This is a genomic window from Terriglobia bacterium (genome assembly GCA_032252755.1).
Taxonomy (GTDB): Bacteria; Acidobacteriota; Terriglobia; order Terriglobales; family Acidobacteriaceae; genus JAVUPY01.
This window is the reverse complement of record JAVUPY010000094.1, coordinates 76,387-99,016: the sequence shown is the minus strand read 5'-3', so window position 1 is coordinate 99,016 and position 22,630 is coordinate 76,387. Positions and strand designations below refer to the sequence as shown.

The 22,630-nt window shown below is 55.9% G+C and carries 21 protein-coding genes; 12 read left to right on the top strand and 9 right to left on the bottom strand.

The features are described 5' to 3' along the window. Nucleotides 1-205: 205 nt before the first annotated feature. Genes ROO76_23735 through ROO76_23710 form a run of 6 tightly spaced genes read left to right on the top strand, consistent with a single transcriptional unit; the run spans nt 206 to nt 6,916 of the window. Nucleotides 206-760 (top strand): RNA polymerase sigma factor, encoded by a 555-nt coding sequence (locus ROO76_23735; protein ID MDT8071179.1) that lies wholly within the window; start codon nt 206-208, stop codon nt 758-760. Then, nucleotides 757-3,309, top strand: a complete 2,553-nt coding sequence (locus ROO76_23730; GenBank protein MDT8071178.1) for a FecR domain-containing protein — start codon at nt 757-759, stop codon at nt 3,307-3,309. Before ROO76_23735 ends, ROO76_23730 begins: the two co-directional genes overlap by 4 nt. 8 nt (nt 3,310-3,317) lie before the next feature. Next, nucleotides 3,318-4,256 (top strand): ABC transporter ATP-binding protein, encoded by a 939-nt coding sequence (locus ROO76_23725; protein ID MDT8071177.1) that lies wholly within the window; start codon nt 3,318-3,320, stop codon nt 4,254-4,256. After that, nucleotides 4,243-5,130 carry a hypothetical protein gene (locus tag ROO76_23720; GenBank protein MDT8071176.1) on the top strand — a complete coding sequence of 296 codons (888 nt, stop codon included), beginning with the start codon at nt 4,243-4,245 and terminating at the stop codon, nt 5,128-5,130. Before ROO76_23725 ends, ROO76_23720 begins: the two co-directional genes overlap by 14 nt. Further along, the gene (locus ROO76_23715) at nt 5,127-6,068 is read left to right on the top strand and encodes an ABC transporter ATP-binding protein (protein MDT8071175.1); all 942 of its coding nucleotides are present in this window, start codon (nt 5,127-5,129) and stop codon (nt 6,066-6,068) included. Before ROO76_23720 ends, ROO76_23715 begins: the two co-directional genes overlap by 4 nt. Next, on the top strand, nt 6,065-6,916 hold the full coding sequence (locus ROO76_23710) for an ABC transporter permease subunit (protein ID MDT8071174.1): 852 nt from the start codon (nt 6,065-6,067) through the stop codon (nt 6,914-6,916). Before ROO76_23715 ends, ROO76_23710 begins: the two co-directional genes overlap by 4 nt. A 63-nt stretch (nt 6,917-6,979) precedes the next feature. Here ROO76_23710 and ROO76_23705 read toward each other — a convergent pair whose 3' ends face one another. Genes ROO76_23705 through ROO76_23690 form a run of 4 tightly spaced genes read right to left on the bottom strand, consistent with a single transcriptional unit; the run spans nt 6,980 to nt 12,033 of the window. After that, complete coding sequence (locus ROO76_23705; protein ID MDT8071173.1) at nt 6,980-8,086, bottom strand: glycosyltransferase family 4 protein; 1,107 nt, start codon at nt 8,084-8,086, stop codon at nt 6,980-6,982. Beyond that, a complete protein-coding gene (locus ROO76_23700; protein ID MDT8071172.1) occupies nt 8,083-9,825 on the bottom strand; it encodes a hypothetical protein in 1,743 nt (580 codons plus the stop codon). The genes ROO76_23705 and ROO76_23700 overlap by 4 nt, the downstream gene beginning before the upstream one ends. Before the next feature lie 10 nt (nt 9,826-9,835). Then, nucleotides 9,836-11,011 (bottom strand): UDP-N-acetylglucosamine 2-epimerase, encoded by a 1,176-nt coding sequence (neuC, locus tag ROO76_23695; protein ID MDT8071171.1) that lies wholly within the window; start codon nt 11,009-11,011, stop codon nt 9,836-9,838. Continuing rightward, complete coding sequence (locus tag ROO76_23690; GenBank protein ID MDT8071170.1) at nt 10,981-12,033, bottom strand: N-acetylneuraminate synthase family protein; 1,053 nt, start codon at nt 12,031-12,033, stop codon at nt 10,981-10,983. Before ROO76_23690 ends, neuC begins: the two co-directional genes overlap by 31 nt. A gap of 92 nt (nt 12,034-12,125) precedes the next feature. Between ROO76_23690 and ROO76_23685 the strand changes: the two genes are divergently transcribed. Continuing rightward, nucleotides 12,126-12,842 carry an acylneuraminate cytidylyltransferase family protein gene (locus ROO76_23685; GenBank protein ID MDT8071169.1) on the top strand — a complete coding sequence of 239 codons (717 nt, stop codon included), beginning with the start codon at nt 12,126-12,128 and terminating at the stop codon, nt 12,840-12,842. Nucleotides 12,843-12,849: 7 nt separating this feature from the next. Here the strand turns inward: ROO76_23685 and ROO76_23680 are convergent, their stop codons facing one another. Continuing rightward, nucleotides 12,850-13,263 carry a hypothetical protein gene (locus tag ROO76_23680; GenBank protein ID MDT8071168.1) on the bottom strand — a complete coding sequence of 138 codons (414 nt, stop codon included), beginning with the start codon at nt 13,261-13,263 and terminating at the stop codon, nt 12,850-12,852. Nucleotides 13,264-13,468: 205 nt separating this feature from the next. On the opposite strand from ROO76_23680, the gene ROO76_23675 reads away from it, so the two are divergent. From ROO76_23675 to ROO76_23665, 3 genes are read left to right on the top strand one after another with little or no spacing between them, the layout of a single operon-like run. Further along, nucleotides 13,469-14,662 carry a hydroxymethylglutaryl-CoA reductase gene (locus tag ROO76_23675; GenBank protein MDT8071167.1) on the top strand — a complete coding sequence of 398 codons (1,194 nt, stop codon included), beginning with the start codon at nt 13,469-13,471 and terminating at the stop codon, nt 14,660-14,662. Nucleotides 14,663-14,670: 8 nt separating this feature from the next. Beyond that, complete coding sequence (locus ROO76_23670; protein MDT8071166.1) at nt 14,671-16,248, top strand: wax ester/triacylglycerol synthase family O-acyltransferase; 1,578 nt, start codon at nt 14,671-14,673, stop codon at nt 16,246-16,248. Nucleotides 16,249-16,257: 9 nt separating this feature from the next. Continuing rightward, complete coding sequence (locus tag ROO76_23665; GenBank protein ID MDT8071165.1) at nt 16,258-17,040, top strand: hypothetical protein; 783 nt, start codon at nt 16,258-16,260, stop codon at nt 17,038-17,040. Here the strand turns inward: ROO76_23665 and ROO76_23660 are convergent. Continuing rightward, nucleotides 17,030-17,563, bottom strand: coding sequence for a polyhydroxyalkanoate synthesis regulator DNA-binding domain-containing protein (locus ROO76_23660; GenBank protein MDT8071164.1), 534 nt, complete (start codon nt 17,561-17,563; stop codon nt 17,030-17,032). The genes ROO76_23665 and ROO76_23660 overlap by 11 nt on opposite strands. A gap of 119 nt (nt 17,564-17,682) precedes the next feature. Here ROO76_23660 and ROO76_23655 point away from each other — a divergent pair, with 119 nt between their 5' ends. After that, nucleotides 17,683-18,603, top strand: coding sequence for a hypothetical protein (locus ROO76_23655; GenBank protein ID MDT8071163.1), 921 nt, complete (start codon nt 17,683-17,685; stop codon nt 18,601-18,603). 158 nt (nt 18,604-18,761) lie between these two features. Next, nucleotides 18,762-19,538, top strand: a complete 777-nt coding sequence (locus ROO76_23650) for a hypothetical protein (protein MDT8071162.1) — start codon at nt 18,762-18,764, stop codon at nt 19,536-19,538. Here the strand turns inward: ROO76_23650 and ROO76_23645 are convergent. The 3 genes from ROO76_23645 to ROO76_23635 form a co-directional block, all read right to left on the bottom strand. Further along, complete coding sequence (locus tag ROO76_23645; protein ID MDT8071161.1) at nt 19,535-19,942, bottom strand: hypothetical protein; 408 nt, start codon at nt 19,940-19,942, stop codon at nt 19,535-19,537. The genes ROO76_23650 and ROO76_23645 overlap by 4 nt on opposite strands. 559 nt (nt 19,943-20,501) lie before the next feature. Continuing rightward, entirely contained in the window at nt 20,502-20,717 is a 216-nt protein-coding gene (rpmE, locus tag ROO76_23640) for a 50S ribosomal protein L31 (GenBank protein MDT8071160.1), read from the bottom strand. Nucleotides 20,718-20,908: 191 nt separating this feature from the next. Beyond that, entirely contained in the window at nt 20,909-22,459 is a 1,551-nt protein-coding gene (locus tag ROO76_23635; GenBank protein ID MDT8071159.1) for a M50 family metallopeptidase, read from the bottom strand. Nucleotides 22,460-22,630: the final 171 nt, after the last annotated feature.

Sequence of the window (22,630 nt, the reverse complement as noted above, 5' to 3'; positions counted from 1 at the left end):
CATATCTGGATGCTACGCCGGGATGCTGTGAAGAGACAAATCCGGCTTCTCTAACTCATTGACAGCAATTTCGTTATGGTTGGCTCCAACAAGACCCCCTATCTCGAACTTCTGACCTTTTTTCTCCCAGTTGGAACGTTTCCGATTGGGTTGGCGTATTTTCTGTTGTGCGCGTTAATTTCTGCCTTCCGGAAGCGTCATCGGTATGAGAGACAAAGGGAGCCGCATGGCCGCCATCGGCAATACGACCTTGGAGCATGAATCACAACTTCGGCTGGAGCAGATGTTCTGGGCTCATCACCAGCGTATTCTTCGCGCCGTGTACCGGATCACAGGCAACATGGCGGACGCCGAAGATGTGGCACAGTCGGTATTTGCGCGGTTGCTGAAATCCGGCGAGTGCAATGTTGAGGCAGCGGGGAGTTATCTCTACCGGGCTGCAATCAACGGCGCGCTCGATCTCATTCGCAGCCGCCAAAGGTGCCGCGAGGTCAGCCTGGAATCCGCTATTCACGTCGCAAGTTCCGAGCCGGAAAGCTCTCCGGAGCGGCAACTCTCGCGCGGTGAATTGCGCGATCAACTTCGCAAGGCCCTGGCTTCCCTTAGTCCTCGTTCTGCTGAAATCTTCGTGCTTCGATTCATTGAAGACCTGACCAACCAGGAAATTGCTGCCCTGGTTGGCACCTCAAGAGCGGTGGTGGCTGTTACGCTCCATCAGGCACGAAGCCGGCTCAGCAAAGAAATGCGAGGCACACGATGACGCACAGAGATACGGATTTGGATGAAGCGGTCAAGGCGATGAGGGCTGACGAACCCTCTCCGGAAGAGCTTCGCGGCGCTACTGGGCGGCTGTTCCAAAAGCTCACCAACGAAGACGTTACGGATGAACCGGAAATAATCAAAGGTTGCGAAGATGTGCGTCGGCTGCTTCCGGCGTTGAAGGCGGGCCAATTGCCTACTGCCCGCGCGCTCGTCGTCGAAGCCCATCTGCGCGAATGCATGGAATGCAGGTCGAGCATCGACGCTCGCGCGTCCGCTGCCAATTGGGTCCCCACAACCGCAGCGGTGCCGGCTCATCGGTGGAATCGGTTGTGGGTTGCAGCCGCGGCTGCCGTTGTGGTGATTGCCGCTCTCTTTATTCATAACGCCTACTTCGCAGTTCCCGCGGGAGCGCGAGCGACGGTTCAGTCTGTGGATGGCTCCGCGTATCTCGTGACTGAAAACGGCGTCCGGCCGATAATCGCCGGAGCACAACTCTACCAGGGAAGTCTGCTGCGAACCGCCGCGGGCGGGCACGCATTTGTTCGACTGGCGGACGACTCCATCGTCGAAGTGCGCGAGCGCAGTGAATTCTCCGTTACGGCTCGCGGAAAAGACGCCAGCATCAATCTCGACCGCGGTTCAGTGCTGGTGCAGGCCGCCAAGCGCAGTTCAGGTCATCTCTACGTAAAAACTCCAGATTGCCGGGTTGCGGTTACGGGGACTGTATTCTCGGTCGATTCCGGCCTGAAGGGCTCGCGTGTGTCGGTGATCGAGGGCACGGTTGATGTAACGCACGACGGGTCACAAAACATTCTCCATGCGGGCGACCAGGTCTCTACCGGAGACAACATGTCTCCAATACCCGTGGCAGAGGATATCTCCTGGAGCAAAGACCGCGAGAAACACCTTGAATTACTGGCACAGTTCTCGAAGTTGCAGCGACGGCTGGCCGAAGTACCCCTGCCCGCTCCGCGTTTCAACAGCTCGCTTGCGGCGCGCATGCCTGCGGATGCGATCTTCTTCGTCAGTCTGCCGAATGCCGGGCAGGCGCTCGAGGATGCACATCGGATCATGAAGGAGCAGATCCAGCAGAGTCCGGAATTGCGACAGTGGTGGACTCATGGAGACGCGAATTCGGAAGCCAAAATGGATCTGCTGATCTCGAAGCTCCGAGGGTTGAGCAATTATCTGGGCGATGAAATCGACATCGTTGGGCTGGGCGGAAAGGACACCAGCGTGGCCGCCGTCGCGACCCTGCACCGGAGCGATCTCTCGCAGTTCCTCTCCACCCAGTTTGCCTCCGACGACATGAAGGTGCAGGTCATTTCGGAGCAACAGATAAACTCCGTGGCGGAGAAGGCCCATTCATTGATTGCTGTCGTCAGGCCGAATGAAGTCATCTTTGGGGCGGATCGAGCCACGCTGGAACGGGTCAACGCCCAGCTCAATTCCGGAAACGATGGCCTTGGAAGCACTGAATTTGGGCAGACGATCCAGAAGGCGTACGACCGGGGAGCCGGCTTTTTGCTCGCGGCGGACCTGCACAAGATCATGTTGCAGGATGAACAGCACAAAGGCAGGCATCGCAGGGATCGCGATTTCGAGCGCACCGGGTTCGCCGGCATGCGATATCTCATCCTCGAACATCGTGAGCTGAACGGAGTTCCCGATAACCGCATGGTGTTGGATTTCGCCGGCGAGCGCAAGGGGATCGCGTCCTGGCTGGCCAATCCGGGGCCGATGGGCTCTCTCGATTTCGTATCCCCGAATGCCGCTATTGCTGTGTCATTCCTCATCAAAGAGCCCGCGCTCATGTGGAACGACATTCTCGCCATGGCGTCCGACAATCCTGCGAAAAGGGATTCGGAAATGGCCGAAGCTCAGGCCAAACTGAACTTGCGGATCAAGGAAGACCTGGTGGCTCACTTTGGCGGGGATGGCGCTTTCGCCCTCGACGGTCCGGTACTGCCCACGCCGTCGTGGAAATTGATTGTCGAAGTGCATGATCCGACCGGTCTGATGACTTCGATCGACAAAGTCGTGAAGGCGATTAACCAGGAGGCCACGCAGAAGGGCAAACCGGGTATCGAGCTAACGTCCGAGAATGTTGGTGGTCAACTCTATTACACGGTTCAGAGCCGGAAGACTGGAGCGAAGCCGATGTATTTCACGTTTGCCTCCGGTTACATGATCTTCGGTCCGGATCGGGCTGTTCTGATGAACGCACTACGTACACAGGCTTCTGGCGAATCTCTGGCCCGCTCGGTTCAGTTCAAAGGACTTTTGCCGAAAGACCAGAACGCAAATTACTCGGCTGTTGCTTATCAGAACCTCAGCCCTATCCTGCAGCCGCTGCTTTCGCGGCTCACGGGAGAACAAGCAAAGGCTCTGCAGGAACTGGCGGCGGATTCAAAGCCGAGCGTGATTTGCGTCCGCGGTGAGCAGAACCAGATCGAAGCCTCTACGAACAGCCGGCTGCTTGGGTTTGACTGGCTTACAATGGCAAGCCTGTTGGAACGTGGAACTAAGCATGGGTCCAAGCCGTAATAGTAGGCATGGCAGTTATTGAGCTGCGAAATCTCGAAGTTCGGCTTGGCGGCAGGGTCATTCTGAAACGCCTGAACGGCGATCTTGCCGGAAAATCAATAGGGCTCCTGGGGCCAAATGGTTCCGGCAAGTCGACTCTCATCAATGCGTTGTTGGGCTTCCATGCGCCGTCCTTTGGGACGGCGCACGTCTTTGGCCTCAATGTCAAAACCCAGAGCCGCGAGATTCGCGCCGGCATAGGGTATATGCCGGAGAACGACTCTTTCATCGGGAATTACAGCGGCATCCACTTCGTTCGCTACATGGCCGAGCTTGCCGGAGTGCCGGCGTCACATGCGCTCGAACGGGCGCATGAGGCGATGTTCTATGTGGGACTTGGCGAAGTTCGCTATCGCAAGATCAGCACGTATTCGCTGGGCATGAAGCAACTGGTGAAGTTGGCGCAGGCGATCGTTCATGGTCCCAAGCTGGTCATTCTAGACGAGCCGACAAATGGGCTCGATCCGGTCGCTCGCCAAAGAATGATTCACCTGATACAAGATGTTCGCGATGCCGGCGAGGTGAAACTGCTGATTTCCTCGCATCTGCTTCGCGACATCGATGAGACGTGCGACGAGGTCCTGATTCTGAAGGATGGCGCCGTGGCCTCCATCTGCAATCTTGAGGAGGAGCGTCGGGCGAATCGGCGATTCATCGAACTCGAAACCGTCCACGCCAGCGAATCTTTCGGTGCGGCGATCCGCCAGCTCGGTTGCGAATGCGCGTTCTTTCCCGGTGGACGCTGGAAGCTGGTTATGCCGGAGACCGTCGAAATCCGCGATCTCTATACCATTGCGGCGCAGCAGGGTGTGCAGATACGTCGCATGAATTACCGGCGCGACTCACTCGAAGATATCTTCCTGAACGCGATGGAAAGCAGGCTGGGGGTGGCGCATGTCGGTGTTTAAACGCTCGTATCGAAGATACGAAGGTCCGCTAACCAATCGGAATACGCGATTCGGAACCCTGGTTCGCTACGCGACGGCAGAGTTGTGGAGTTCTCGAATCACGAGCATGATATTCCTCCTCTGCTTCGTCCCCGCGTTCATCTCGCTGGCGATTATCTACATCATGAATAATGATGTGGTACGCATGTTGCTCTCTGCCGGGCACGGACCCACCCAGCCACCAATCGCGATTAATGAGCGGTTCTTTTACGGAATCCTGCAGGCTCAGTGCTGGCCGGCGTTAGTTCTCACTGCCTGGATCGGCCCGAAGGTCATCTCCGGCGATTTAGCGAATGACGCACTGCCGATCATCCTCAGCCATCCTATTTCCAGGGTGGAATACGTGCTCGCTAAAGTTAGCGTATTGTGGGCATTTCTTGCTGCAGTGACCGTGATTCCGACCACCGTGCTTTTCCTGTTCCAGTCCTATATTTCCGCTGTCCCCTGGGGCGCCGGCCACATTCGGATCCTGCTCGGGATGTTCGCCGGGTGCGTTCTTTGGATCAGCTTTCTCGCACTGCTGGCGCTGGCAGTCGCATCCTGGGTGAAGTGGCGCATCGTAGCGACCGGGATGATCTTCGCCGCGATCTTCGTTCCCGCGGGAATGGGCACAGTCTTTGACGCCGTGATGCGAACGAACTGGGGGAACGCTATCAACATTCCGCTGATGATGAGCACCCTGTGGAGGCGGTTGCTGGCGGTACAGGTTCCCAGCTTCTTTGTAAGGAATGAGCTTCCGAGTATCGCGCTGTTAATCTCTCTTGCCGTGATGATGTGGTTGTGCGTTATGGCGCTGAATGCCCGTATTCGGGCGCGGGAAGTGGTGCGCGGATGAACGACCAGATCGTATTCAACGACGTCTCCAAATTTTACGGCGAAGTGCTGGGCGTGAACCGCATCTCGCTATCGTTGCCGCCGGGAATCACGAGCCTGGTCGGGCCGAACGGCTCCGGGAAGACCACCCTGATGAACCTTATGACCGGTCTGATCCGTCCAACCCGCGGTTCGATCGGTGTTATGGGAATGAATCCGCTCGATGCCTTTGACTTTTTCCGCGCGGTCGGTTACTGCACACAGTTCGATTCCTTCCCGCGTGGAATTACCGGCTATAACTTCATTTTTGACGCCTTGACACTGCACGGCATGACCCGCGATCAGGCCGCGAAACTCACCTTAGAAGCCTTGGACCGCGTGAACCTTACCGAAGCGGCGCATCGAAAGATCGCCGGGTACAGCAAGGGTATGCGGCAAAAGATCAGGCTGGCACAATCGATCGCGCATCATCCTTCGGTGCTCGTGCTGGACGAGCCGTTGAACGGACTCGACCCGATGGCGCGAGCAGAATCGCTGGCGCTGTTCCGCGAACTGGGTTCCAAGGGAATGCACGTTGTGATCTCAAGCCATATTCTCGAAGAGGTGGATCGTATCTCCGACCGGGTGGTGCTGATGACCGGCGGCTACGTCGTCGCGGTTGGAAATATCCACGAGGTCCGGCAAGAGGTGCGCGAAAAGCCGATGCAGGTACTGGTGCGTTGCGATAACCCGGCGCGGCTGGCTTCGCACATCTTCGAGATGAACCATTGCGTCGAGGCGAAACTGCATCCGGATGGCGGTGGCGTACTCGTTCGGACTTCGGATGTGGACGACTTCTACCTGGTCATCAACAAGATCGTGAGCGAAGGCGCGGTTCGCATCGACGCCATTTCTCCCAGCGATGACGACGCGAACGCGATCTACGAATACCTGATTGGCTCGAACGGAGGAACGGCGTGAGCACAAGTTCGATATCGCAGCGGTTTTACGGTTTGCCGTGGCGCCTCTGGTTCCGGCAGGTGCGCAGCGTTGTCGCTCTGGAGAGCCGTCGCAACCTGTTCACGTGGCGCTCGTTCTGGGTCTATTTCCTGGCCTTCGGGCCGACGGCGATCATTATGCTGCACGCGCTCGTGGACAAGCATTCCAGGATGGACGAGGACACACAGGTCCTGGCCGCTATCTTCCAGTTCTACTATCTGCGCCTCGCAATGTTTTTCGGATGCCTCGGAATCTTCACCCGGCTCATCCGCGGAGAGATGGTCGAGCGAAGCCTGCACTATTACTTGCTGTCGCCGGTACGCCGGGAAGTAATGTTGATCGGCAAATTCGTTGCCGGCGCGATCCGATCCATTCTTTTATTCGGCAGCGCAGTGCTGCTGTCGTTCTTCTTCATCTATCTGCCACACGGTGCGGCGGGAGAAGCATTTATCTCTGAAGGACCGGGAAAGACGTATATTTACGCGTATCTCGGAATCACCGTCCTTGCCTGCCTCGCCTATGGAGCGATCTTCCTGCTGTTCAGCATGCTGATGAAGAATCCCACGCCCGCGGCGTTGCTGCTGATGGGCTGGGAATTCATCAGTTCAATCCTGCCTGCATTTCTCCAGAAATTCAGCGTTACCTACTATCTCCGGCCCATGTTGCCGGTGACGATTCCCGGGGAGGGCCTGTTCGCATTGCTCACAGTAAATGTCGAGCCGGTCCCGGCATGGATCTCCACCGCTGGCGTTCTGTCGCTGACCGCAGCCGTGCTGGCGCTCTGCTGCTGGCGGGTGAGGACGTTGGAGATCAGCTACACCGCGGAGTAGCTTGGCAATTTCAAACTAGGAACGATTTAGGACGGTTCGGAGAGTCGCATAAGAAACAACGATTCAGTGGGAAATTTGCTGTAGGATCTGTCTTTCCCATTCGGGGGCCAGCGTATCCCAGTTCCAGGCGCGTGCCATCTCCGCACTGCGCGCTCCCATGTTCGCGGCTAGTTTGGGATCCGAAAGAAGTGTTTCTATACGCTGAAAGAACTCTTCATCGGTCCAGACAACAAATCCGTTCTGACCATCAATGACCGTTGGGCTTTCATAATAGCCAAAGATCACAATTGGAAGTCCGCACGCCGCCGCCTCCTGCGTCACCTTTGGAACTCCTTCAGCCCGCGAAGGCATCGCTAAGAGTGTCGCCGAGCGAAATTCGTCCGCTAGTTCAACAGGAGTTCTCGTTCCGGGAAACCGGAGGTTTGCGAGTCGGCGTGCCTCGGCCTGCTGTAATAGAGCGGCACGCTTATCGCCGTCGCCATACCAAACGAAGTCAGCTGCTGGACAACGAGAGGCAAGTTCAAGAAAAGCCTCGGGTCGTTTGTGCGACCGCAAGTTTGCCACGTTGATAACGAGCGGGCGATCCCTCTTGCTTCGCGACGCGTGACGGAAGACTGTTCCATCGACTCCGAGCATCTGGACTGAGAACTTGTCTCCGTAGAGCTTGCTTCCCATGCGAGCAAGGAATGGACTGATCGCGATGATGTGGTCCGAGAGCTGATAAATGTAATCCAGTCGACGCAGTTGAAATTCGCTGACCGCCTGGCAATAAACCGGATGCCCCGCCCACTTGCGCAATTGGCGTTCGCGTTCGGGTGTCCCGACAAGCCCTTCGAGCGTTGAGATGAGCGGTACTTTCCGACCTGTCATCGTGCGAATTCGCAGTCCCCATTCATCGGCCCAGGTTGGTCCCGGATAGAAGATCGCGTCTGCCCCGCGCTGGTACCACGACGCAAGATGTGGCTTCCACAACTGTTTCGGCAGCAATGGCGTCAGCTCAACCTGGGGAGCCCGCACGACCTCCTCTTGTGGAGAGTAATAATGCACCGCCGACCAACGTGCAGCCTCATCTCGGAAGCGCGTCAATAGTGACTTCGCATTCAGATTCTGCGCATTGACGTTGACGGCGTCCGTAAACCGCGGCACCAGCACACGCTTGATCTTGTTCACCGGGTGCGTCCGATCTCACGAATAGAATTGAAAAATCGAGCGACTTCGTCTGTCTGAGTCGGACGCACAAAGCACCCCAACTTCTGCCTCGGACACTGCAGCTTTCCTTGTACACCCTGTTGCACCAGGCTTCGAAGATCTTCCATGTCTTCCGCAAAATTGAACACGCCTTCTTCAGCGTATCGAGTCTTGAAGGGAAAATCGTGCCACCCCGGAGAGACCATTGGTACACCAGCAGCGAGGCACTTCATAAACAATGTCGAGTGAAACATGACCACAACCGCTGCATCTTTTATCACATCGTCGATCGGACTTCGCTGTGAATAAGAAACCTGCGGCCGATTCTCGAGACTCGGGAGTCGTTCCTCGACCATCCGCTCATAGAGGGAAACGTTTTCGGTCGGATGGACCCGAATGACAAGTTTCCTTTTCGAAGAAGACGCTTCCTTTAATAGGATCAAGAGAATTTCAGGAACTTCTCGGGCGTCATACCGGGCCTCCACCTCAACCGGACTCGTCACGAAAACCAAGTCCTTGCCAGTAGAAATCTCTTCCTTGGGAATTTTGGACTCTGGAATATCCAGAACTTCTGTCTTCGCCTTGAGCATTGGACCGACGCAGTCTCGAAAGAACTCGCCCCGTGCCAGGAAGTGATCTACCGGCTGGTCGAGCACTCGATAATAAGGATGGATCACTCCGTGCTGCAGCATCACCGTCGGAATCCCGTGCTGAAGGGCGAGCAAAAGCAAGGCACGTTCGAACGCGGCATTGCCGACGACAATGAGTTCGGGTCGAACTTCTTCAAGCATCCGTTCGCCGGCGCAGATGAGAAGCGCTCCCCACGGAAGTAGCCGATCCAAGAGGTAGCTGAATCGTGGTGATCGAAGATAGAGGTCCCTGACCTGCTGTCCAGGCCCAGAGAGTGGGACGGCTTTGAGTCGGGAGACGATCGAGTCGGAAATCGCGCGAAGTTCACTCCTGCGGGGCAACTTGTTCCATGAGGCGAATCGGAACAGTGGCACGCCGAGCAGTCCGCATTCCCTTAAGTTTCTCCCGCTTTCCTGCGGATCGGCATACACATGTTGCAGACCAGGCAGCGCACTCGAGTATGCCACTCCGATGGCCGTTGTGTTGTAAGCCGCACCGAAGAACCACATTCCACCCGGAACTACGCGTTCAGACTTGTTTAAGCGTGCCTCAATCCAGGACGCGTACACCGGAGAGATGCGCCTCGCGGCGAGCTTTCCTATTTGAAGCCAGTTCGTCCGGCGGAAGCCAGCGTACTCCCGTCTCAGTGTCCGACCTGACGCTGAGCCGCCGTCTCTGTATTCCAATCTATATTTCGTGCCAGAGATCTCGCGCACGGCTAACAGTCGATCAAACCAGTTCCTCTCGCCACGCAGTTCGCAGGAAACGACACCGGAATCCCGGAGAAAAGAATCGATCCGAAGGGCCTGGAAGATGCCGACAAGTTCATGCATCATCTGCTCTTCGAAAAGTTCGAGCACCCTGATGTTTTTATGTTCAGGAGAATTGGCCACCAACTTCGAGAGCAGTTCTGCCGAGCGGTCCTCCGCCCATTCTCGCGATCCCAGGAGTTCTTTGCAGGGAATCGTTTCGCCGGCGCATTTTGGGACGAGAGAGCTATCGTCCGCGGCCTCAAACAATAGTCCACAATTGGTATCTATTGTTTCTGCCTTGGCGCGACGGCCCAACAGGACAATCCGAGACAAATCCACTCTCTGGCTCCTATGCTCTCTCAGCGGACGTGGAGAACGCCGCAGCGGGCATATCCTGGAACAACTTCTGAGTGGGAGTTTCCCAGATCAATGGCTCGTCAAGAATTGCGAGGAAGCGATCTGCCGAACGTCCGTCGCCGAAGTGGGCCACAGGGGAGACTTTCGTGGGAAGCCGCTTCAATCCGTCGAGAATGGCGGTGCGGTTCTCCGGAACATTCACGATGGAAACATGATGCCACCGATTCGACTGCCTGCTGCCGATGTTCAATGTCGGAACACCATACCCCGGTGCTTCCCTTATTCCTGCGCTGGAATTCCCCGCCATGAACCGCGAGTGCTTCAAGAGGCACAGAAAGTACTCAAACCGCATTGATGGCAACAACCGGAACCGCGGATTACTTGCGAGTGGTGAGATCTCTTCCTGGATGATGTCAGCCCCGTAATCATTGTTTGGCTGAATTACGACAAAGTTCTTTCCGCTCTCGAGCAACGCTGCAATCGTTTCTCGGATATTGGTTCGTAAGCTGTCATGCTCCGTTGTCACGGGGTGATAAATGAAAATGGCGTACTCGTCGAACCCAATCGCATATCTTTCCTTGACGTCTTCGAGCTTGGGCAGGTTTTCGGAAAACATTACGTCGATGTCCGGCGATCCGATAACGAAGATCGAGGAGGGTCGCTCACCTAACTGCTGAAGACGAGCCGCCGCCTGTTGATTTGCAACGAAATGAACGTGTGACAGCTTTGTTACGGCGTGCCGGAGCACCTCATCAACCGTTCCCGAAAGTTCGCCACCTTCTATATGGGCGACGTGGATATTGTTCAGCACACCTACGATCGCACCTGCGAGGGCTTCGACCCGATCACCATGCACCACCAGCAGATCAGGTCTCTGCTCCCGTATGTGTAGCCCTAGTCCGTGAACTGTATTGGCTAACACAAGGTCCATCTGCGAGGTTACCGAGCCATCCTGGTTCGTGTAGGGGTAAACGTTCTTAAAACCGCTCTTATATATCTCCCCCAGAGTAGATCCGTACCGCGACAACATGTGCATGCCGGTGGCGAAGATATCGTAATCGTAGCGAGAAGTGCCGGCCACCTTCGCAATCAGCGGTTTTAGCTTGCCGAAATCGGCGCGGGTCGCCGTGAGGAAAGTTATCTTTCGGCTTTTGCCGAAGCTCCGCATTCCAGATCGCTCCACTTTAATTGGCTGTTCTTTTTTACCGAAGACTTCACTCGCACTCCCAGTAACGACTGATAGTCTCTCGCCTTGATCTCCCCGGTTCCGGGACGCTTCACCCAGATGTTGTCCGGCGAGAGGACCTCTCCTGCAGCAATATCCCTTAGAGTGACAACGCATGCATAGGCGAAATCGATGGTCGGCTGCTCTTCTGGCAGGATCGTCTTCTTGCCACCGAGTGCAGCATGAACTGCCGCCGTTCCTTCTACTAATTCTCGAAGTTCTTCTTCGTCGATCGAAATCGGCACGTCGGGCCCAGGCCACTTCTTGTCGGCAGTGAAATGTTTCTCAACGATGGAAGCCCCTAGTGCAACCGCTGCGTAGCAAGTGTAATTACCTAATGAGTGATCGCTTAGTCCCAGCACCGCGTCCGGAAATCTCTCCTTCAGATCGTGCAAAGCTCCCAGCCGCATCTTCTTATAAGGCGTCGGATACATCGAGGTACAGTGCAAGAGCGCAAACGGTATGGAGTATTGCCGGAGGAGCGCCACCGCCGGGTCAATTGAGCCAAGGTCATTCATGCCCGTACTGAGGATGACCGGCTTCCCAAACGCGGCGATGTGCTTAATCAAGGGATAATTGTTGCATTCGCCAGAGCCGATCTTGTAAGCCGCGACTCCCAATCTTTCCAGCCTGTCGGCGGCGGCCCGGGAGAACGGGGTTGAGAGGTAGATCATGCCCGCATCTTCGGCGCGCTTCTTCAATCTCGCGTCCTCGTCTTCCGTGAGGGCGCAACGCCTCATGATCTCCCAAATGCTCTCCTTTGCATTGCCCGGAATCACTTCGTTCGGGATCATTTCGTCTTCGATCACGTGCGCCTGGAACTTCACACACTCGCATCCGGCCCGCGCAGCAGCGTCAACCGTCTGTTCGGCCTTTGTGACGCTGCCTTCGTGATTGATACCGATTTCCGCGATGACAAAGGGGCGTTCTGTAGGCCCAATTTTTCGCCCAAGTATGCTGATCATGGTGTGTCTTGAGTAACTTCCCACGCTTTGTATACCACAGAACTTCGGCGAATCTGTTGCAAGGGATAGGGAATATGTTAGCTTCTCCCTGAATGGTATCCAGACGAGTACTGGGGCTGGTCCCCGCACGCGGTGGTTCCAAGGGAATTCCGCGGAAGAATGCTCGCAAACTCGGTTCCCTGTACTTGCTCGAGTACACCGCCAGAGCGGCTCGCGAGGCTGGGTGCCTCACGAGTCTCGTGCTCAGTACCGATGATTCGGAGATTGCTGAAATTGGCGGAAAGTGCGGCCTGGAAGTCCCCTTCATGCGCCCCGTTGAACTCGCTCGCGACGAAACGCCGATGCTCGACGTCGTTCGGCATGCGGTTATTACGCTCGCAGCTGAGCGGCGTGAGTTCGAAGCCATATGCCTGCTGCAGCCGACCAGCCCACTGAGGAGTGCGGAAACAATTCGTCGTTGCGTCGCGGCCCTCTGGGACTCCGGCGCGGACAGTGTCGTCTCCGTGCGCCCGGTACCCACAGAGTTCAACCCGCACTGGGTCTATTTCCCGAATGAACAGAATTTCCTGAAGATCAGTACCGGAGAAAGAGAGCCGATCACCTCTCGTCAACTTCTTCCAACAGCGTTCCATCGCGATGGCAATGTGTTTGTCGTAAGCACGCAGGTATTGCTTACGACGAATTCGTTGTATGGGGAGAAGATGGCCGGAATCGTATCTCCGCAAGACGAATCCTGCGATCTGGATACGACGGAGCAGTGGGAAAGAGTAGAAACACTGCTCGCAAGTCGCAACCCTGCGCAAGCGTGATCAACTGCTAGTCAGCTTCAAGTGCGGTTTCCGCCAGACGAATGGCTTCGAGGTGATGGTCCCACCCTTCGATGGCTTGCCGGCATCCTTCGCGGGCCATGGCCGTGCTCAGTCTCTTCTCTGCCGCATCGAAGGTTTTTTCGGCCTCGACTCTGAACCGGGTTGCGGCATCATGCTCGCGCCGAATTCTGCTGGCGAGGCGCTTCATTTCGGGAGACGCGAATCCTGATTCTTCGTAGATGGATCTGAATTCCGGACTCCACTTTTTGCGAATCTCCGCTTCGGCATCATTCAACAAGTCATTTGCTTGGTCGGCGGCTTTCCGGACTCGCTTCTTCTCGCTCAACCACCTCATGACGGACCAGTCAAGAGCTTCGGCCATCAGTGCACGCGCCTGTTCGACCTGTGTAAGTTTTTTCATCATGGCCTCGCGCCAAAATGCGAAACGTGACGCAGATCACGCAAATAAATCTGCTTCGCATCGTGTGAAACGTACTACGCTTTTACCGGATTGTCTTCTGTTCTCGGCAGGCCCTGCTCTTGGAGCTTGTGTGCCCGCATGCGACTCCACAGGCTGCTCTGGGCCGATGGATTTGTTGCGAACCACATCTTCGGAGGGTTCCCCAATGGCCACCGATCTCCAAGACGAACCGAGGATCACTATTCCGCGCTCCCGGGTCAACGATTACACACATGAAATGGCCGCGATGCGACGTGGATTCATCCTGGAAAGCACTGGCGTCGATCTCACTCACCTCGCGCACTACTCTTTCGATCCCGCAATTCTCCCTGGAAATATCGAAAACTTCATTGGTGTAGCACAAGTGCCGATAGGAGTAGCCGGGCCACTTCAAATTCACGGTGAGTATGCCGAAGGCGAGTTCTTCATCCCCCTGGCGACCACCGAGGGCACGGTGGTCTCAAGCTACAACCGCGGCATGCGGGTGCTCAGCGAGTCCGGGGGTGTCCGAACGACTGTAGTGGATGATGCGATGCAGCGCGCGCCCGCCTTCCTGCTTGGAAACGCGCGCCTGGCAAGATCTTTCGGGCGATGGGTCGAAGAGCACTATGAGCATATCAAGCGTGAGGCAGAAGCGACGACTCGAGTCGGGAAACTGATCAGGATCGAGCAGTTCGCGGTTGGGCCTGTACGCTACCTGCGCTTCAATTACACGACTGGAGATGCGGCTGGTCAGAATATGACAGGCAAGGCGACGCAGGCGGCCTGTGAATGGATTCGCGATAACTGTCCATTCCGCACCTCTTACTATCTCAGCGGAAACATAGACACCGACAAAAAGCACTCGCATTTGAATATGCTGCTTACGCGTGGCAAACGAGTGGTAGCGGAAGCCGTTATTCCTGGACAGTTGCTCAGGCGGTACCTCCACATCGAGACCGAAGAGATCTGCAAGATTCGCGAGGTTCAGATCTCGGGCGCTTTTTTAGCCGGATCATCCAGCACTGGTGCGCACGCCGCAAACGGACTGGCTGCGCTTTTCATTGCGACCGGCCAGGACGTCGCCAACATAGCGGAATCACACTCATCGCTCACGTATACGCAGGCTCTCGAAAACGGTGATTTTTACTGGTCTATTACGCTTCCCTCGCTGATCGTCGGCACATTCGGCGGCGGCACGGGATTGGCGACCCAGAGACAGTGTTTGGAGATGATGGGTTGCTACGGTGACGGCAAGGTAAACAAATTTGCGGAAATCTGTGCCGCGGTCGTGCTCGCCGGCGAGATTTCGCTGGTCGCTGCCATCCTTCACGGTGACTGGGTTTCCTCCCACGAACGACTCGGGCGCAACCGAAGGTAAGAGGGTACATGCCCATGACTCACGAGTGCGAATATTTATCGTTTGGCGACTCGCTGTTTCTTTATCTCGAACGCAACGGTGCTCCCCTTAATATTGCCTCGCTGGCAGTTTTCGACGGCGAAATCTCCGCCGCGTATCTTCGCAACCTGGTCGCCTCGAAGCTCAGCCAGATCCCTCGCTACATGCAACGAGTGGTTGTCCCGCCGCTGAACGTAGGCATGCCATATTGGGAGTTTGCGACTGACTTCCGGTTGGAGCGGCACATCCACGAGATTCGGCTGAGGCGTGGGACGGTTGCGGAACTCAAAGACGTTACGGCGAATGTGCTCAGCCCCAATATGGACCGAAAGCATCCGTTATGGGACCTGACCCTGATCCGCGGCCTTAAGGGTAACCGCACGGCAATGATCGCACGTGTACACCACTGCCTGGCTGATGGCATTTCAGGCATGGGACTGATCAACGTTTTGATGGATACATCTCCAACGGCACCGGTTTTTACGCGCCCTAAAGTTCGTGTGCCCCGCCCTGCCGTTAACGGCAATGGGACGGATACGGTCAATTCCGCAATCCAGTCCTGGTTCTCGACGTTGGAGCGGTTGCTGCAGGCCGGGAGCGGAGTACTCACGATGTTCCAGCGCGCCATGGGGATCTCAGAGAATGGCGCCGCCGAAGCTGAGGCTGCGAACAACTTACGCAAGCCCGGGCAAGACCAGATCGTGCGCGTTGCGGCCGAATTGGCGGAAGTGCCTCAGCGGTTGCCCTTCAACGTACTCTGCCGTGGGCCCCAGCGCTTCGAATGGACCGAGACTCGTTTGGAATATTTAAAGGCTTTGCGCAGCAAGTGCGGCGCCTCGGTCAACGATGCCATCCTCACTGTCCTCACCGCGGCATTCCGGCGTTACAGCGAATTGCATGGGGTGAATCCACGCGGCCGCTCTATTCGTATCGTCGTGCCGATGAGCACGCGCAGACATCAGTCGGACGGATTAGGAAATCACATTACATTCGCGCCATTTTCCGCTCCACTGGGAATTCGTACTCCCAAGAAACTGCTCAGCGCCATTCATCAGCGGATGGAATTCGTAAAGACAGCGCGCATAGCTGAGTTCGTGTCGTTTGCCGGTACGCTCCTCGGTACGATTCCGACCGTCCTGCAGGCTATGCTCGCGCCCATCATCAGTGAGCTACCCATCAGTGTCTGCAATACGATTTGTACCAATGTGCCCGGACCGAGACAGCCGCTTTATCTGCTCGGACATGAAATGCTCAAGGCTTATCCCTATGTTCCCATCGGCGGGGAGATGGGCATCAACTGCGCAGTGCTTTCGTATAACGGAATGGTGTACTTCGGATTTACCGGGGATGCAAAGGCCGCACCGGACCTGGAAAAGCTGCCGAAGTTCGTTGATGAGAGCGTCGCGGAGTTGCTCCGCGCAGCAGGAGTCCGCAGGCAGCGCTCACGCAACACAAAGTCTCGGCGTGTCGCGGCCACTCCGCTCGAAGCGCAGACCGATCGGATTGGCTCGAAGCCAAAGCCGATGGCAAGAGCTGCAGCCGCGGGAGTGACGTCAACAGCGGCATAAGAGATTACTATGTCGCAAAAGAAGGAGAATAGTTACCGCGGCGAAGCCCTCAACCCGGAGTGGCATGAATCGCTGTATGCGGTAGAACTGGTGCTGTTGCTGGGTTCACCCGTGTATTACGGAGCAGGGGTGCCGCCAGGAGACGGATCGGCAGTTGTCCTGATACCCGGATTTCTACACGGCGATACGTACCTGATCGTGATGTATGCATGGCTGAAGCGGTTGGGATATTCTCCGACGTATTCCGGAATCGGCTTCAATGCGAGCTGCCCCAATCTCCTGATTTCAGAGATCGTGGAACCGGTCATTACCGATGCTGCCAGAGTGACTGGGCGAAAAGTCCACCTGATCGGGCACAGTCTTGGCGGGGCGATCGCGCGTTCGATCGCAACGCAGCGAAACGATATAGCTTCGGTTATCACGCTGGGATCTCCCGTCCGGCAAACAGTCGTTCGCAAAAGGATTTTTCAGAGCGCGGAAGTTGTCCGGAAGTACCTGATTGCCAACCGGGCCGAGCGTGTGAGGCCACAATGCCTCACCGCGGAATGCCCCTGCGCATTCATGAAGTCATTGCGTCAGCCATTTCCATCGAAACTACCGCTGACTGCTGTCTACACTCGAGATGACGGCCTGGTGGAATGGACGAGTTGCAGAACCGGAGACCCAAGCGTGGATGTCGAGGTTTCCGGAACCCACAGCGGCTTGGCGTTCAACCCGGCGGTTTACCGTGTTATCGCAGAACGACTCGCCAGCGCTTCTACTGGACGACGCGAAAGGAGCGCTATCGCTTAGCTTTACGTTTCTTCGTGCGCTCGCCGGTTGACCGAGGTCGCGCTCGCTTTTGGAGGCGGGCCTCTAATTCCTCCAGCCTCTTCTTCAGTTCAGAAACTTCACCTTTGTCGTCTTTTGCGTCCTGCGGCATACGGAGCAACTGGCGGATGGAGTCGATAGGGGATGTCGCCGCCGCCTGCAGATCAGAGAGGCCGCTACGGAACGACTGCTGTACTTTTCCGTAGGCGTCAAAGGCCGACTTGAGATACCACGACAGGAAATCCCGTCCAACCTGATCGGATGCGACGATCAGCTGGCGCATCAGTTCCAGTGGGAGTCCGGCCGATCCCTCTTTGTTGTCCTCGACAATGATCTGCATCAGGGTAGGACGGGTCAGGTCTTCCCCGGTTTTTGCGTCCACCACACGGACCTCGTAGCCCTTGCGAATGAGGGTGGCGATTTCCTCCAAGTTCACGTAGCGACTTCGCGACGTGTCATAAAGCCGGCGGTTTTCGTATTTCTTGATGATATGTGGAGCTGACATTCCCGATTCTCCCCGGATGCTGCGACGCAATATTGCGCTTACCTATGTTGACATATCACTCTGATCAAGCCTATGCTTTTCTTGATTGCTGCGGTGCAGCATAGAGTGAGGAGGCTTTTATGAAAGCGGAAGTGAAACGGGAAGGGGTGGAGCCGCGACCCTCGTCTTTTGTATCTCTGTTATCGGGCTGGGTACAGCAGGCGATGGAGAGTTTCTTCGCAACCCAGCGGATCCTGATCGATGTAGCAATGCGGCAGAACGCCAGCACGATGAAGGCAATGCGCGAGAGCATATCTCATCCGGAGCACTCGCCGAACGCAATATTGAATGAGCTTGCAGTGGAAGGGACGGCAAACTTCGTCGAGGCGCAGAGAGTCCTGCTCGACCTCGCCGATAAAGAGAACGAACTGTTCATGAACGGCGTCAGGGAGCGGGTCCATAATTCACGCGCGGCCGTTGCCATGGTGGACGTGGTCCGTCGCAGCACCGAAAACTTCGTGACCATGCAGCAGGAGTTCCTTACGATCGCCAGCAAGCAGACGCAGGGATTCCTGAATGATGCCAAGAACGGAAAACGTTACGACGGTGGTCGTTTGATTGAGTTGGCTCGCGAAGGCATGGAGAACTTTGTCCGCACACAGAAGAAGCTGCTCGACGTCATCTCAGAAGAAACCACGAAGGCATCAAGCAAGGGTGAGCGCACGATGAAACCGGCTGCCAGGACAGAAATCAGCACCTTGGCACGCGAATCTGTAAACACGCTGGTTGAGGCGCAAAAGAAGCTGCTCGACGTTGCCGCGCAGCAGATGAAGACGAACCTCAAAGTAGCAAAGAATGCGACTGAGGTTGCTATACCGATGCGCCTGCCGATCGCAAAGCTTACAGGCGAAGGCGTAAAGAGCTTCGTCGACGCCGAGAAGGCACTTATCGATTCGATGATGAAAGCAAAGCAACCCCGAGGGAAGGTCGTCGAAGTTCATCGCGCGAAGGTGGGCCGGCGAAAACCACGCCGAGCAAGGTCAATGGCCGCGACCGCCTGATGATGGCGCCCAGACAATCATGACCCCGCCGCGGATGTTAAGTCCGCGGCATTTTTCTTGGTTGCGGAAACAGGAGCCGCTATGGCAGCATTCCAACACTTTGCGACAACTGGAATAGGGGTTATCTCATCCAACAGCTAGTTGGTAGCCAATAATCTATGGCCCATAGTCGAACGCAGACTGTCAGTATCCGGGAGTCGGGTCCTGCGAATATTTCCATCTGGAAAGAAGCTTTTTTTGGAGCTGAACTCCTTCTGCTCCATGCCTCCCCGACCTATTACGGGTTTGGAGTTCCACGGGGTGACGGCTCGGGGGTCGTCGTCATACCAGGGTTTTTGGGAACTGACGAATACCTCCAGCACCTGAACGGCTGGCTCACACGCATTGGTTACAGGTCCTATCTATCGGGGATCGGGCTGAATGCCGAGTGCCCCAACCTGTTGATCAAGTACAAGCTGTGGGCAACGATCGACAAGGCTTTGAAGGAAACCCACGGCAAGGTTCACCTTGTGGGGCACAGCCTGGGAGGCATCATGGCGCGTTCGGTCGCTCGCCAACGGCCCCGCGACATAGCTTCTGTGACAACCATTGCCTCTCCTTTCAGGGGCACTGTCGCCCACCATTCGATCCTGCGCGCTGCCGGATTTGTGCGGAGCCAAATCCTGGAAGAGTATGGAACGGCGGTTCTTCCCGACTGCTACACGTCAAGGTGTACGTGCGATTTCGTGTGCTCACTGCGCACGCGCCTGTCAAAGTCGGTGCGCCAGACAGCGATCTATACGCGGGATGACGGGGTGGTGGACTGGAAGTGCTGTGTGACCGGCGATCCCAAGATCGATGTCGAGGTCCCCGGTACACATATCGGTCTTGCGTTCAACGCGTCCGTATATGGGGTGATAGGCGATCGTCTCGCCAAAGCTCAGCAAAACACTTAACTGGCAACTGCAACTGACTTTTCTCGTCCGCCCACGCTCGGTCGGGCTCGGCGTTTCTCCAACACGTGCGGCCGTGGAATGGGCAGTTCCATACGAACCAGCGGAATCGGGGCTGGTGGGTCAGGCAGTTCAGTACCGGCGACTCCCCGTTCCTGCATGAGCAATCGTCGGACCATACGGAGGTCATTCAAGAGCCTCTTACTGCGGTAGATATGATGTTCCAAAGCTTCCAGGTCATACGAAGCGATCTTCAGGACATCGATTCTTCTTGAACCGTTGGTTCCATGATCCTGAATGTCCGCATCGACATCGCGCCTGGTTTCTGCAATTGCTTCCGCTAACAGTGCAAGAAACTCCTGCGCACCCTCGATACTGCTAAAAGCGTCTTCGCATCGCTGCGGCATATCGTGTCCTCCAAATCAATACTGGCGTGGTGACGGAATTAGGCACGCTCTCTGCCGGAGATTGCTGTGGCCTCGCTGAGGAATGGCTTCTACGGCGGCACCGTTCTTGCGAAGCGATTTCACTCACATGTAAGTCATCAGAAGCTTGTGAGTTGGCAATGCTCTTACTGAATGTTGCTGTTTCATTGTCGGCCTCACCGTAATTTCGCTCCCGATCCTTGAACCTGGCTGGCAACAATTGGAAACGCTCCCCTGATGTTGGAAAGTTTGCAGCGAAGTTGGGGTTGTTGCCGTGACGCAAGTCACGAATCCGCTTCGAGGCGCGATATGTCGCTTGCAACTGGATTGCGGAGCGCCCGCTCAAGACAGTCCCGGGATTGGGCAGGGATTGGACAAAGACAACGGCCCCATCAGTTCTCAATTCCCAATGTGCCTGAAGAGGCCAGACAAGAATAGATGAGGGTTGGAAAGATTCGAACGCGTGTTCTCGAATCGTGAAAAGCCCCACCCTGGCCATAAAAGCCAGAATGGGGCACCGTCAATCTTGGATTGTGCGGAGTTACTTCTTCGCGTCGCTCTTGGCGTATTTGCGGCGGAAGCGCTCGATGCGGCCCGCAGTATCCAGCATTTTCTGTTTGCCGGTAAAGAACGGGTGGCAGTTGGAGCAGATTTCCACGTGGATGTCGCCCTTATGGGTGGAACGAGTGGTGAAAGAGTGTCCGCACGCGCACAGGACGCGTACTTCGTCGTAAGTTGGGTGAATAGCAGCCTTCATAGCAGTCTCAAATCCTCTGTTGCAAAACATTGATTCTAACAGGAATGGCCGGAAAACCGCAAAATCCGGGGTTCGTGTGATTGATTTTTGGAAAATCTTCTCGTGGTTAGATGCCTGATTCGAAGTTTCGAACCAACGGTCGCGGATTGTGGGCGGATGGACGCGGATTTCTTGCCCACAGCCCCAATTCCTTATGCCGATGTACTCTTGACGGCGGCCTCATCGATGACCCGGCGCAACAGACTGCAACAGTGTCGATCAAACTCGTAAGCTCCAGTGTTCGGAAGTTCTTGCGCATACGTGTTTGACTTCTCCCACGCTTCGTTGGCTTCCTTCAGGTCGCCTTCAATCCACCGTAAGGCGCTGAAGGCTTTCCAGTAATCCACTTTGAAGTGAGTAGGTTTCCTGGCCGCCATTCGGTTCCACCATTCGCGGGCTGCAACTGGGTCGCGTCGAAGATAGGCATTTGCGAACACGAACTCTGCGTGCAATTCGCCGGAGACTGCTGACGCACAGTTGTTGTACACGGCTTCGGCATCTTGTAATGCAGATAGAGCCTCGGCATTCTTTCCTTGATCGAGGAAATACATATACGCATAAAGCCGCAGAAGCATTCCGCGGACTCCCTGCGTAATCAAGTTCGACGCCCGCTGAATTGCTGCGATATCGAAGTCTCTTGCTCGCATGGGCGTGACTAGGCTTGATCCGATGATTGCCATGGTGCGGTGATAATCCGCCATGGGGCCACCTATAAGGAGCTGATAAATAGCTGCGCCGTCGGAGTAACTCTCGACTGTTTGAAAAGGAATCACGTTTATTGCCGCCAGAAGGAGGCTCCAGCCCGCGAAAAGTGCGAGTACTCCATGCAATTGGAGCGGAGAGTCGCCCGGTTCCGAGATCGCGAGCCACAACGCCAAGGATCCAGTCACCAATGTGACAAAGGGGCCTGCTGTGATCATCAACAGGTTGTCTCTTACAGAGAAATCAGCCGTCGCGGGGGCCATACCGGTTCCGCCGCCCGTCGGTAGAAGTTCCGCGAGTTTAAAATCAAAAGCCCATCTGCCATTGCGAATCCGCCATTGCAAAGGCCCGACGAGAAAGGCGCGCAATTTCATGCCAAGCGCAATGCCCGCTAAGGTGTGTCCCAGTTCGTGCAAAGCCACAATTACCAGGAGGATCAGTGCGAAGATTACGATACCTGGAACATATGTTGTGCTTGGTGGAACTCCTTTCAGGTGGAGCCACTTGTCCCACCAGTAAAAGATTCCGAGGCCAGCGCAGACTGCTAAGAGCTCGGTAAGCAGAGAAATTGCCCTCGATGTTCCATCCCCGGCAACTGGCGGGTTCGCCTTTGCACCAGAACTGGATACCAGGTCGTACCTCCGCCAGAAGGCGATGAGACCAACAACTCCAAATAGCAACAGAATCCCAAATAGACGCAACGCCGAGGGCGGGAAGGATCGCAAGAAGAAAATGAACGGCCATACCGACATTAGAACGACAATCAAACTCGCGGTAATTCCCCAATGCCGCCCTGATGGCTTGTCTCTCCAGACAGTCCACCACGCCACAGCGAACACAGCTGTGACGGGAGTGTACAAGACCGCCACAACAAGGTTGCCGTGAAGCGGCGAAGAGGAGCGCGGCTGGAGGATAAGCCAAATGTTTTCAACGACGAGTTGCAGACAGACTAACGACGAAAATCCGAACAGCCAGCACAGATTCTTCCGCAGTGCGTGCATCCTGCCAGAGCACCTTTCCCGGGGAGCCAAAGTTTAGTTCCGTCGAAAAGCCGAGTCCATATTTGTTTGCAGGGCGCCTCGATCTCGCACCTTGGGGCTTGCACCTTGTACCTGCCGCGTTGTGACGGATGACCGTGACAGACGGTTGCGGGTCTCGGTAGCGTGGAAAGT